Below are 12,346 nucleotides of genomic sequence, written 5' to 3' on the forward strand. Positions count from 1 at the left end.
GGATGATCTACAGTGTATTATTGTATACATCAGAGGATAATTATTCTGTTTTGAAAAAAATTACTGGTATTCAGGCAGATGTACCTGCATCTGCTGGGGGGGAAGCCCGCCCTTGAAATAGTTCTGGATACGCTCGTACTGTTCACGCACGCGCTCATTCATCATCGGACGAACCTTCAAAAGTGCCTTCTCAAAGTGTTGCATACCTACTGTTGTGGTACCATCCCGCATCGCAAACATCGCAGCCTCACGGCAGAGCAGGTCCAGGTCAGAACCCACATAGTTTTCTGCCTTATTGGCAATTTCCCGGAGTAGTGAGTCCCGTTCCGGATCCTCAAGCTGAATATTGTACTCCTCTGTCAGGCGGGCCACTGCACGCCGTCTTCTTCCGGGTGAAAGGATTTCGTTACTGACATTGACATCAGTAATTTCGGTTTCCAGGATCTCGTCTGCAGTCATTACCACCATTTCGTCCTTCTCCTTCCGGTACGCTTCAGCGGCGGTGCCAAAGAGCACCTCAATGCCTCCTTCATCATAGGCTGCGGTTCCGGTGATCAGGGTCTCCAGTGCGGAGTTTTCAATCGGGATGCCACGGGAATGTATGGAAAGAATCTGGAGACGGCCTTTTGCATCCGGTTCATGCACTGCAACAAGACGATCAAACCTGCCGGCACGCATCAGGCCGGATCGATGATATCAGGCCGGTTCGTCGCCCCCCCCATCACCACAACTCCTGTCATATCCTCCAGACCATCAAATTCTGTCAGGATCTGGTTGACGACACTCTCAATCACATGGTTGTCCTGACCAGACCGTGCAGGTGCAATGGCATCCAGTTCATCAAAAAAGATGATGGAAGGCGCCACCTGACGTGCCCTTCGGAAGATCTCGCGAACCGCACGCTCACTCTCACCGACCCACTTTGAAAGCAGCTGTGGACCGCGAACCGGAATGAAATTCGCTCCGCTTTCATGTGCCACTGCCTTTGCAATAAGGGTCTTTCCCGTGCCCGGCGGGCCATACAGAAGCACCCCGTTTGGAGGGTCAATGCCCAGGTTCAGGAACCTGTTGGGATTCGTGAGTGGATATTCAACTGCTTCACGCACCTCTTCAATCTCCCGTTTTGCTCCCCCCCCGATGTCATGCCAGGTTACATGGGGGGGTACTTCTACAAGCACCTCACGCATTGCGCTGGGACTCACTTCCCGGAGTGCATTGGCAAAGTCACGTGACGTCACTTCCATCTTCTTCAGAAGTTCCGGAGATATTTCATCATTTTCCAGGTCGATTTCAGGCAGATAACGCCTGAGTGCACGCATTGCCGCCTCTCTTGCAAGCGACTGCACATCAGCACCGACAAATCCGTGGGTCCGGGAAGCGAGATCCTGCATCAGGCGTTCCCGCTGATTTTCAATCTCTTCAACCGCAAGTTTATACCGGTTTTCCGCTTCTTCACGGGATTCATCTGAAACGGTAGCGAGGACCTCCTCCATATCGATTCTGCGCACTTCTCCTTCAAGGGGGCATGCCGCATGTGTGAATCTTCAGGATCTCAAGGCGCCCGGTCTCATCGGGAACGCCAATCTCAATCTCCCGGTCAAATCTTCCCGGTCGCCGGAGTGCCGGGTCAATGGCATCAAGACGGTTTGTTGCTCCGATCACAAGCACCTGTCCCCCCCGTTCCTCCAGACCGTCCATCATGGTGAGAAGCTGAGCCACCATACGGCGTTCGACTTCACCGGTCACATCCTCACGGCGCGGAGCGATGGAATCCAGTTCATCGATGAAGATGACGGACGGTGCATTGGAATCCGCCTCTTCAAAGATCTCCCGGAGACGCTGTTCGGTCTCACCATAATATTTGGAGAGCACTTCAGGACCGGCAATTGATATGAAATGAGCACCACTTTCATTTGCCACCGCCTTTGCAATGAGTGTCTTGCCTGTGCCGGGAGGCCCGTAGAGGAGCACCCCCCCCTTCGGCGGTTCAATGCCCAGTTTTCGGAAGAGTTCCGGGTGACGCATGGGCAGTTCAATGGTCTCCCGAACATTCTTCAGCTCATTTTTCAGACCTCCGACATCCTCATAACTGATATCGCCGAATCCATCGATTCCCGAAGCAGGTTTCTCTGAGAACTCAATGATGGTATCCTTGGTGATGATAACGGCATCTTCCGGTTCAACTGTCACCAGTTTGAAGGGGATGAGCTGCTGCTGCATAAAGGGAAGACCGGCAAGTACAGGGATCGTATCCCCTTTTGTCACCGGATAGCCAAGCAGACGCAGCATCGCCTGGTTAAAATTAATGGGAGGCTGATTTGACAGGTCTTCCGGCGGTGCAAGAATGACACGGGACGCATCGGTTTCGGTCTCCACCTTCACCACCTCAATTTTATCTCCGCTGCTTACACCGGCATTTGCACGGGTGAAATTATCTATTTTTACATTACCCTGATCCCAGTCATCAGCAAGCATCCGCCAGACTTTTGCCACTGTCATGCGTGACCCGGTGAGCCATACAAGATCTCCCGGAACAAGTCTCAGGGTGTTCATCGTTGCAGGATCCAGTCTGCATCTCCCAAGGCCCCCCCGGTCCTCAGGATATGCACTCTCAACATTCAGTAACATGGCCAATGGTCACCTACCTTCATATACCCTCTCGGGGTATAAGTACTGTATCTATGAAAGTGCTCTGTTTTGACCCATTTTCCGGCGCAGCGGTGATATGGTGACAGGTGCGCTGCTTGAATGCGGCGCCGACAAGGATGCAGTCACCCATGCAATGGCATCGGTCGTCGCCCCCCCCTTCATTGACATCGGTTGACAGATGCGGCATCCGGGCACTGAAAATTGAGACCCATGCCGGACCTGCATCACGTTCATTCCATGAAGTCTGTGACATTGTTTCAGGTGCCGATGCCTCCTGCACAGCAAAGGATATGGCTGTGAGGGTGTTTACCCGCATCAAAGATGCGGAAGAAGGGATACACGGTGCTCATACCCATTTCCACGAAGTGGGGGGGCTGACGACGCCATCGCGGATGTCATCGGTGCGTGCACGGCATTTCTCTCTCTTTCCGTCGACGCGGTCAGGACTACCGCGGTCGCCCTTGGGACAGGAACAATAAAGAGTGCCCATGGTATCTACCCGCTCCCGGCCCCCCCGGCCACTCTTGCCATCCTCAGAAACGGACAAATCCCTGTCCGGTATACGAATGAAGAACGCGAACTCTGCACCCCCCCGACCGGGGCGGCACTTCTTGCTGAATTCATGGCAACCGGCAGGGATGAAATACCCCCCCTGACATGGGGTATGTCACCGCCGTGGGGTATGGGGCGGGCACCCGCAACCCGTCACACATGCCCAATGTATTCCGGGCATCTGTCTGTGAATCCGGAACCAAAAAAGAAGCGGACACCATTGATATTCTTGAGACAAATGTGGATGACACGACCGGAGAGGTCATTGCCTACACCATCGGGCGTCTGATGGATGCCGGTGCACGGGACGCATCTGCGATACCTTTGATCATGAAGAAAGGACGCCCCCGGCATTTTGATCCGGGTCATCTGCACTCATGCACTGTCAGGAGATCTCATCCGTATTCTGGCAGAGGAACTGGGTACCCTTGCGTCCGGTGCATCCCGTCTGTCCACCGGAGTGTTATCACCCGGTCCGTGGAACCGGTTGAAATTACTCTTGGATCAAAAACCATTTCTATACCCGTAAAGACCGGCTGGATGGGAACAGAACCCATTTCATGCAAGGCCGAGTATGAAGTGGCCAGACAGGCAGCAGAAGCCGCGGATGTGCCACTGTGCGAAGTGACGCGCCGTGCTGAAGAGATCCGCTGGAGAGAACTCAGGGTGAGGACTGACAACATGGTGAAACTGATACAGAAGAGTACTGGCATCCCCCCCTGTCTGGACGGTCTGATCGGAGGTGGTCTTGAGACCCGGATTATTATTCAGTTTTATGGCGAACCTGCCTCAGGAAAGAGCACGGCTGCAATGGCGTCGGCCATTGCTACTCTGCGCAGGGGAGAGGATGTCATCTACATCGATACCGAGGGGTTCTCCATCGACCGGTTCTGCCAGCTTGCCGGAGTTGATGAGGCCGAGTCACTTGCCGAACGCCTCATCCTGTATGAACCCGCAGACTTTACCGGACAGGACCATGCGGTTGCAGAATGCGCACGTCTGCTTGCTGACAGGCCGGGGATTGGCCTTATTGTTCTGGATTCTGCGACTGCACTCTACCGAACCGAGCATGGTGCCTCAGGAGAACCGCAGAAACGACTGGCACGTGAACTCATCATGCTCCTTGGGTATGCGAGACGATATGATATCCCGGTAATTGTCACCAATCAGGTATTCACCGATATAAACTCTGACAATCTCCGCGGTCTCGGTGGTACCAGCATGCATCACATGTCCAAGGTGATTGTACGCTTTGAACGCAACGATACGACTCGGTGCGCAGTACTTGAAAAACACCGGTCACGGCCCGAAGGAACAAAAATAACATTCAAAATTGAAGAAAAAGGATTCAGAGAGGAATAACTCCCCCGAATACGGTGACTGCTGGCCCTTCCATCGTCACCGTTTCATTTATTTTAATTGTCAGTGGTCCACCCCGTGTCTGCACGTGAACGGTGGAAGGCATCTTACCGATATGGTGTGCCACGGCTGCGGCCGCCGTTGAACCGGTGCCGCACGAATATGTCTCATCCTCCACGCCCCGTTCAAACGTGCGTATAGTGATACTGTCCAAACTGTCACACTGGACAAAGTTTACATTCGCGCCCTCCGGAAATACCGGGTGCGAACGGATGCCGGGTGCCACTGCATTGATATCGACTGCTGCCACATCATCAACAAAGACAACCGCGTGCGGAACACCGGTATTTGCGGCATAGACGGTGAACCCATTGTAGTCCATGCTGAATTCACCCTCTCCTGTCGCAGGTATTTCGGCTGAAATAAATTTTGCAGGACCCATGTCAATTGTTGCCGTACATTCACCCATGTCACGGTAGGCCACCGTCACTGCCATTTCCCCCCCTGCCTGCGTCTCGACCGTGCCCTCTTCTGTTGTGTAATCAGAATCGTATGCATATTTTGCAAGGCAGCGGATACCGTTCCCGCACATCTCCGCTTCACTCTCATCTGGCTGGAAGAGGCGCATCCGTACGTCACAGGAATCAGAGGGCGACAGAAAAAGAACTCCGTCCGCACCGATACCAAAGCGCCTGTCACAATATAATCGGGCAAATTCTCCCTTCATTTCATCGGGAATTACCGGCCCGTTCATCTCATCGATAAGCACAAAATCATTACCATTACCCTGTAATTTGACAAACGGAATTTCCATACTATTTTTCTCCTGATATTCTCATCTCTGTCCCGGTAGCGCAGAACCCCCCCTATCGGAGGAGTTCGGCCCTATCATGGCCAAAGAGAGACGTACATATCATTCTGTATGTCACCGGGGGGGGTAAAATTCCCATCGATCAAAAAAGATAAAAAAAGGATTACGATGTGCCCAGAGTTTCAGGGCACGCTCAAGTTCGACGTGATCGGTTGCATATTCTGTGGCCGAGACCCCTTCAAGGAAGGCATCCACTGCCTGGCGCATTGCGCGGGCGCCCGCGGCGGTACCGTCCGGGTGGCCGTGAATACCTCCGCCTGCCTGTAACACAATCTCTGTGCCAAGGGTCTCCAGTTCTGCATGCACTTTTCCGGGATGCAGCCCTCCGCTTGCCACTGGGAAGACCGGCCGGAACCCGAACCACGGGTCGGTCAGTACACGGTTGTCCAGCACAAGTTCTTCCGCGTTATGTCCCATCTTTCCGCTCACGGTTCCGGTGTGCAGCTGATCTCCACCCATCATTCTCACCAGTCGTGCGATCGGACGCATCGCGATGCCATGTTCAGGATTTCGTGTCATCGCCGCGTGCATGGTCCGGTGCACGTGAATGGGAACGGAAATTCCCGGTTCCTCTGCAAGAACTTCCAGTGCTGCATAGCCACAGGTGATGACATCAACCATGAGGGTGTTTGCCCCCCCTCTCTCCAGTGCTTCCTCTGCCCGTTCAACGATACGGTCTGCACGATCGGAGATGTTGACTGCATAGAGAACCTGCCGCCCGGTCTCATCCTTTGCCTCATCAAGGCGTGCCATCACTGCCTCAACGCGTTCTGTCATTGGACAGAATGCCTGATTGGTGAGTGTCTCGTCGTCCTTGATAAAATCAACCCCCCCGCCGGATGCCGCTTCATAGGCAACAAGGGCGGTATCAGCAGGGGGGGTAAGGCCCACCTTTGGCTTGATGATGGTGCCCACATGCGGCCGGTTACGGGTTCCCAGCAGGTGCCTGACACCCTCAATCCCAAACTTCGGACCATGAAATTGGACAAGGGATTCCGGAAATTCAATGTCCGTCAGGCGTACGGCCTCAAGTCTTCCCAGTCCAAAGAGATTGCCCGCCACAACAGACAGATACTGGGGCACATTGCCGGGTTCAAATATTTCGGCCGGATACCGGATGGCAGTGAGATACCCGCGGCCTGACTCTTCCACGCTCTCCACAATACCGTCAAGCCGTCTCACATATTCCTGCCGGGTGGTAATGGCAGTCCAGGTACCGGTGGTCTCTTCCTCCGCAATTGCCTGTGCAGCCTCCTGCGGAGTCGTCCTTGTGTCAGGACGGAAATAATAATGCGCAATGACGTCTTCCATCTCTTTCATTCTCCATAATGGTGAGTAAATGCATAGTCCTTTTGGAATTCAATGATATCCCACCCCCCCAGATGATCACGGATGACAACCGGGGCATACGATGGGGGGGCAAATGCACCAATCTCTGTTACGATGAGATCCACATAAGCTGGTGGGGGGGTTACATCAAATGCGGGATTTTTCACCGTGACTGTGGGGGGGGAGCTGCTTCTCACTTCCAATCACCTCTTCAGGCGGACGCCATTCAATGGGTATACGTTCGCCAAGAATCGTGCGTGGCGCAAATTTGTAGGTCTCGGCAGCAACGATAAACGGTTTTCTTGCTTCATGCGCACAGAGTGCAATCTGTGCCGTCCCGATCTTATTCACCACCGCACCGTTTGCCGTGACGGCATCGGTGCCGGTTATCACCAGATCAACCTTTGGCATAAACATCCGCGCGGCAGAATCAACGATAAAGTTCACCGGAATGCCTGCATCAGAGAGCATCTGTATGGTAATATATCCCTGATTGCGCGGGCGCACTTCCGTTGCATATACCTCACGCACCTTGCCCTGTTCATGCGCACGGATAATGCAGGCAATGGCCGCTTCAGAGTTACAGTGCGTCATAATAACCGCGTCGTTTGGAATCTGCCGTGCAGCGATCTCCGCAATCTTTTCCACGGCAGCCAAAGAATCATGGATAAATGCTGTAGCACGGTCATGGAGTGCATGCTGTGCCTCTTCCAGTGTGGCTGCTTTTTGCACGCCCTGCATTACGTAGCGGACGGCATTCGGCAGAGAGACCGCGGTTGGACGTGTCCCGCAGAGCAGATCTGCTGCTTCTTCCATTTCATGGGTAAATGCTGCAAGTGTTTCAGAATCAAGTGATGCCCCGTGCTCCTGAAGGGCAGCGGCAGCCGTGCGGGCAATGCGCCCGGCTCCCCCGTATCCGCATGGAGGAGATATCTTCAGCAGTCTTTGTGAGAACCATCGTATTCATTTACTTCAATTACACCAATCAGTATTAATGCGACTGGTTGCTGGTGAACAGAGATGACAACAGCGGTTGTCTTTGACAGTGCAGGCACTCTCCTGCGTACGTATCGTGTGCTGAAAGATGTCATCAATGACACGGTCCAGAATAACGTGGAGACGATTACGCTTACCGCCTCCTGTAAGGAACGTGCCCTCATTCTGCTCTATGTTCATTCCCGTGACATTATCGATGAAGACCCTTCACGCCTGCTTTCCGGCTACCTGCAGGAGAACAACATCGATTTTGGCATATCATGCACCTGCAAGGCAGTCACTGCCGATTATATCCGTGATCTCCTCTACAATGATTCCCGTGCAACAATTGGTGATCTGCAGGGATGTATCCGGACTGTCTGGGGGGGTGCATGCAAAAAAGAGACTGTGGTCGCACTGAACTCAGGGGGGGTGATGCTCAATGGCAATCACGGCGGCATAGAGTTTGTTGTAACCGCGGGAGGTCGGCCCTTTTCCCGTGCGCGTGAGACTATCCAGAACCTGCAGACGATGGGTGTCGGGACATACATCGCTTCCGGGGGGGACCGGACGAAAAAACTGATGAAGATGGCAGATTATCTCGGCGTGCCGCAGGACAATACCCATGGTGTTGCCACGCCTGCCATCAAAGAACAGGTGGTCGAGGATTTGAAACGCCAGTATGACATGGTTGTGATGGTTGGTGACGGTATTAATGATTTACGAGCCATGAAAAAGGCAGATTTTGCCATTCTTTCCCTTCAGCAGAACACGGATAAACCGGAACCACTGCTGAAGGCTGCAGATTTTACCATCAATTCTGTGCACGAAGTGGTGGATATTGTTGACCGGCTCCGTAATTAATTACTCCTATGCGCAATATTATGATAGAATAATAACGTTTAAACCACCAAAAAATGATACTGTGAACGGAAATTATGGTGCCTCTACTAACAGTTGAAGACCTTTCCATGAAATTCGATGGGAATGTCGTCCTCAACAATATCAATTTTCAATTAGCAGAGGGTGAGATACTCGGCATCATCGGGCGAAGCGGTGCCGGGAAGACGGTGCTGATGCATCTCATCCGTGGCGTGGATACGCCACCAACAACGGGCAGAATTATCTACCATATATCAACCTGCAGCACATGTGGATATGTTGACCTCAGAAGTAAAGAGGGCAGCGCATGCGCAAAGTGCGGTGGAAAGATGGTCGCCGAGGATGTCGATTTATGGGCAGATGAAAACGAGCAGAAGAAACGCAGCGTTATGGTCAGGACTGCTATCATGTTCCAGCGGACGTTTGCTCTGTATGGTGATGACCGCGTCATTGAGAACGTTCTTCATGCACTCGCAGATATTGGATATCCGGGTGAAAAGGCAGTCAACCGTGCTGCGGATCTGTTGGATGAAGTGCGTTTGTCCCACCGGATGATGCACATCGCGCGTGATCTCTCCGGTGGAGAGAAGCAGCGTGTTGTACTTGCCCGTCAGCTGGCCAAGAATCCCTTTCTCCTCTGTGCCGATGAACCGACAGGAACCCTTGACCCCCGTATTGCATCCATTGTCCATGACATGCTGCACAATTCCGCCATAAACAATAATATGGCAATGATTGTTTCCTCTCACTTCCCTGAAGTCATTGTTGATACCTGCAACCGGGCAATGCTTTTGGAAGAAGGAGAGATCAAAGTCATTGGCGAACCCGCCCATGTTATCGATACCTTCATGGAAAATGCTCATGAAGATGGTGGATACCGGGCAACGGAACTGGGAGAACAGGTGCTCCGGGCACGGGATGTATCCAAACGATATATCTCTGTTGACAGGGGGGGTATGATCCGGGCTGTTGACGGGGGGGTCTCGTTTGGTGTCTCTGAACGGGAAATTTTTGGCATTATCGGAACATCCGGTGCCGGGAAGACAACCCTTTCAAAGATGATTGCAGGCATTATTGAGCCGACAGGCGGCGAGATGGCCATCCGTATCGGTGATGAATACGTCGACATGACCAAGCCCGGCATTCATCAGCGTGGCCGGGCAAAAAAATACATCGGCCTTCTCCACCAGGAATACGATCTCTATCCCCCCCACCGGAATATTCTGGACAACCTGACCGATTCCATCGGTCTCGAATTCCCCCCCAAGGAACTTGCTATGCGCAAGGCAATCATCACTCTGAAGATGGCCGGGTTCACCGAAGAAAAGGCAAAAGGGATTCTTAACCGCCGTCCGGATCAGCTTTCCGAAGGAGAAAAACACCGTGTTGCCCTTGCCCAGGTACTCATCAAGGAACCAAGAATCGTCATTCTGGATGAGCCGACCGGAACCATGGACCCGATCACGAAGATTGATGTCAAGCACTCGATTGTGACGGCCCGTGAAGAAACAGATGAAACATTTATTGTAGTATCCCACGACATGGATTTTGTACGCGACATCTGTGACAGATGCATTCTCATGAGAGGCGGGAAGATCGTAAAGATCGGACCGACCGCTGAGGTGCTTCAGGAACTCTCAGATAAGGAGCGGCAAATTATGACAACCGTCTAAGTGGAGTAGTATACAAATGACAGAGATCCGCCTCGATGGCGAGAGGCTGGAGGTAGCAAAAGGAGCGGTGCTCGGGGGGGATATTATTCCCGGACATCCTCTGGAATGCAGTGTGGCAGTGATCCGTCCGGCGGACACAAAAACTGCGGCCACACGCAATATTCGTGTCACAACAACCGCAGGAGAGGTGATCATCGAACTGAACGATGTGCTGCCTTCTGTTTTACAGGACAAAATTTCCTCCGGTGCCTCTGATACCGTTACCCATCCAGATATACTAGTATTAAAATGGGCTGACCGACAGGCAGCATCATTTGGCCTGTTTCTCACCGATATTGTTCCGGAACGATCCCCCCCCTATCGCTATGCCCGTGGTGATGTGATCCTCGGTTGTGGCGGATATGATCCGGGACAGTCATTCCTCATCTTCTCAAAGGCACCCCCCCACATCGCCGATCACGGTGCGGCAACAGGGGGGGGCATTATTGGCAGAGTTGTTTCGGGCATGTCGGTTCTGGAGGACTGGAAAGCAACAGATGCGATCACGGTAATGGAACGCATCGTCCAGAGTGCGGATGCATCAAGTGCCTTTGCCACCACAGGTCGGGATCTCTTGCTTGAAGAAGGGATGAGTATCATCACCTATGTCCGGGCACGTGCTGCAGGATACCGGGAAGAAGACATAGACACCACACGGGCACAGAGTGTTGAACACCTGCTCCTGACCTACCGAAGCGGACGATACCATGTTTCACTGGACGCAAGTACCCACATTCGCGATGATCGTATGCGCGAAAGTGAAGTCTTCTACGAGGGTGAACCGCACTCCCGGTTTGAAGGCACGGTAACCGTCCGGGTCAGTGGAAGAAACCGGGGTTCGGCATATATCTATACCGATGATATTCCCGGAAGCCCGAACCATACCGCGGTAGGCAGTGTGGAACATGGCATTGAACTGGCACATATTGCAGGCGCCGGTGAGACATTTCTTTTCCGTGTGGAACCGGCACAGTTTGATATCCGTGGGATGGCGCTCTCTGATGCGAAAGTCTTTGCAGAAAACCGGGGGTATCATTCTGAATGTTGATGATGATACCGGGGATCGGGTTATTATTTCGCAGACACCGGAAACCACTCTGGAAATCTTAGCGGAAAAGCAGGTTTCTGTTACGACAATACCGGTCACACAGGTCATCTCTGTTGAACTCTTTGATGCCGAGGCACCACGGAGCACATACATATTCCGTTCCATAACCGGTCTCAGGTGGCATGAGATTGGTGAGATGCCGCTGCTTATCCATTTTGAGGGTGTGTCATTATTCCAGCCGGAAATAAAAAAAGGCACGAATATCAATAAAGAAAATACTCCGGAGGGAAGGGTGCCTGCGAATATGCTGGCCATCACCAATGACTCCCGAAAGAGTGCGGGCCTCATTGGATGCAGAACCACGGAAAATACGGAATTCGGCCCCCACATCAGAACCCTTTGAAGGCACGAATATCATCGGGCGTGTCTGTGAACCGGAGAAACTGCCTGCCCTGAAAGAAGGAAGTATTGTCTATATCCGGGAGATGACACGATGAAAGAGCGTGAGTATGTCCCCCCCACGTATGTGGGCACGGTAACCAAATATGTCTTCATTGACTCACCCAACACCACACCGCAGACCCTGTTGATACGGGCGTATGAGATATCAGATGGACTGATGATCAAAGAGACCTGTTTCGGACTGCAGGTGACCGGTGCTCCGGAGAAAGTTAAACAACTCATCAAAGAACTGCGCACGGTTGACCCGGCCCATATTTTTGTCAAAGACCGCGGGTTTCCTCCCGGAGATCCACGCCGGTGCCGGGCAAATCTGGGTGGTGCACGACCCGGCTATTATGGCCATGAATTTGAGAGCGGGCTTTTTCGCTACATCTCTCACGGTCTTGAAGAACTGGAACGGAACACCGCACCAGCGGTCACGCGGTTGGGGGGGAAGAAAAGACTGGATGAAGGGAAATTACCCCTGAACAGATTACTTGAAATCATCAAAAACGAGGAGGCATAACA

Annotated in this window: 13 protein-coding genes and 2 pseudogenes; 9 read left to right on the top strand and 6 right to left on the bottom strand. The window is 52.7% G+C overall.

Features of this window, described 5'->3' with window-relative positions:
* Positions 1 to 60: 60 nt before the first annotated feature.
* The 3 genes from JCM10550_RS22665 to JCM10550_RS08845 are packed head-to-tail and all read right to left on the bottom strand — an operon-like array spanning position 61 to position 2,628.
* A complete protein-coding gene (locus JCM10550_RS22665; protein WP_062398557.1) occupies positions 61 to 678 on the bottom strand; it encodes a hypothetical protein in 618 nt (205 codons plus the stop codon).
* Positions 678 to 1,508 (bottom strand): AAA family ATPase, encoded by an 831-nt coding sequence (locus JCM10550_RS22670; RefSeq protein WP_062398559.1) that lies wholly within the window; start codon positions 1,506 to 1,508, stop codon positions 678 to 680. The genes JCM10550_RS22665 and JCM10550_RS22670 overlap by 1 nt, the downstream gene beginning before the upstream one ends.
* A 7-nt stretch (positions 1,509 to 1,515) precedes the next feature.
* Entirely contained in the window at positions 1,516 to 2,628 is a 1,113-nt protein-coding gene (locus JCM10550_RS08845; RefSeq protein WP_083475406.1) for an AAA family ATPase, read from the bottom strand.
* Positions 2,629 to 2,810: 182 nt separating this feature from the next.
* Here JCM10550_RS08845 and JCM10550_RS24830 point away from each other — a divergent pair, with 182 nt between their 5' ends.
* The 4 genes and pseudogenes from JCM10550_RS24830 to radB all read left to right on the top strand — a co-directional run bounded on the left by JCM10550_RS24830 (position 2,811) and on the right by radB (position 4,563).
* Positions 2,811 to 3,128 carry a nickel insertion protein gene (locus JCM10550_RS24830; RefSeq protein ID WP_281175341.1) on the top strand — a complete coding sequence of 106 codons (318 nt, stop codon included), beginning with the start codon at positions 2,811 to 2,813 and terminating at the stop codon, positions 3,126 to 3,128.
* The gene (locus JCM10550_RS24835; protein ID WP_281175353.1) at positions 3,047 to 3,490 is read left to right on the top strand and encodes a nickel insertion protein; all 444 of its coding nucleotides are present in this window, start codon (positions 3,047 to 3,049) and stop codon (positions 3,488 to 3,490) included. Before JCM10550_RS24830 ends, JCM10550_RS24835 begins: the two co-directional genes overlap by 82 nt.
* Positions 3,373 to 3,768: pseudogene (locus JCM10550_RS24840) on the top strand (DUF111 family protein); the annotation flags it as partial. The gene JCM10550_RS24835 and the pseudogene JCM10550_RS24840, both read left to right, overlap by 118 nt.
* Before the next feature lie 114 nt (positions 3,769 to 3,882).
* Positions 3,883 to 4,563 carry a DNA repair and recombination protein RadB gene (gene radB / locus JCM10550_RS08855; protein ID WP_157200124.1) on the top strand — a complete coding sequence of 227 codons (681 nt, stop codon included), beginning with the start codon at positions 3,883 to 3,885 and terminating at the stop codon, positions 4,561 to 4,563.
* Here the strand turns inward: radB and dapF are convergent.
* The 3 genes and pseudogenes from dapF to JCM10550_RS08870 all read right to left on the bottom strand — a co-directional run bounded on the left by dapF (position 4,550) and on the right by JCM10550_RS08870 (position 7,718).
* The gene (gene dapF, locus JCM10550_RS08860) at positions 4,550 to 5,374 is read right to left on the bottom strand and encodes a diaminopimelate epimerase (protein WP_062398563.1); all 825 of its coding nucleotides are present in this window, start codon (positions 5,372 to 5,374) and stop codon (positions 4,550 to 4,552) included. The genes radB and dapF overlap by 14 nt on opposite strands.
* Before the next feature lie 111 nt (positions 5,375 to 5,485).
* On the bottom strand, positions 5,486 to 6,742 hold the full coding sequence (locus JCM10550_RS08865; protein WP_062398647.1) for a RuBisCO large subunit C-terminal-like domain-containing protein: 1,257 nt from the start codon (positions 6,740 to 6,742) through the stop codon (positions 5,486 to 5,488).
* 5 nt (positions 6,743 to 6,747) lie between these two features.
* Positions 6,748 to 7,718: pseudogene (locus tag JCM10550_RS08870) on the bottom strand (ribose 1,5-bisphosphate isomerase).
* A 62-nt stretch (positions 7,719 to 7,780) separates the two neighbouring features.
* Between JCM10550_RS08870 and JCM10550_RS08875 the strand changes: the two are divergent.
* The 5 genes from JCM10550_RS08875 (at position 7,781) to JCM10550_RS08895 (ending at position 12,344) form a co-directional block, all read left to right on the top strand.
* On the top strand, positions 7,781 to 8,599 hold the full coding sequence (locus JCM10550_RS08875) for an HAD family hydrolase (RefSeq protein ID WP_062398565.1): 819 nt from the start codon (positions 7,781 to 7,783) through the stop codon (positions 8,597 to 8,599).
* A 74-nt stretch (positions 8,600 to 8,673) separates the two neighbouring features.
* On the top strand, positions 8,674 to 10,290 hold the full coding sequence (gene atwA / locus JCM10550_RS08880) for a methyl coenzyme M reductase system, component A2 (protein ID WP_062398567.1): 1,617 nt from the start codon (positions 8,674 to 8,676) through the stop codon (positions 10,288 to 10,290).
* Between the two features lie 16 nt (positions 10,291 to 10,306).
* Positions 10,307 to 11,377: a hypothetical protein gene (locus JCM10550_RS08885; protein ID WP_062398569.1), complete on the top strand. Its 1,071-nt coding sequence runs from the start codon at positions 10,307 to 10,309 to the stop codon at positions 11,375 to 11,377.
* Complete coding sequence (locus JCM10550_RS22675) at positions 11,343 to 11,780, top strand: hypothetical protein (RefSeq protein WP_062398571.1); 438 nt, start codon at positions 11,343 to 11,345, stop codon at positions 11,778 to 11,780. The genes JCM10550_RS08885 and JCM10550_RS22675 overlap by 35 nt, the downstream gene beginning before the upstream one ends.
* A 90-nt stretch (positions 11,781 to 11,870) precedes the next feature.
* Positions 11,871 to 12,344, top strand: a complete 474-nt coding sequence (locus JCM10550_RS08895) for a methanogenesis marker 6 protein (RefSeq protein ID WP_062398573.1) — start codon at positions 11,871 to 11,873, stop codon at positions 12,342 to 12,344.
* The last annotated feature ends 2 nt before the right edge of the window (positions 12,345 to 12,346 follow it).

The organism is Methanogenium cariaci JCM 10550 (assembly GCF_001315945.1).
Lineage (GTDB): Archaea > Halobacteriota > Methanomicrobia > Methanomicrobiales > Methanomicrobiaceae > Methanogenium > Methanogenium cariaci.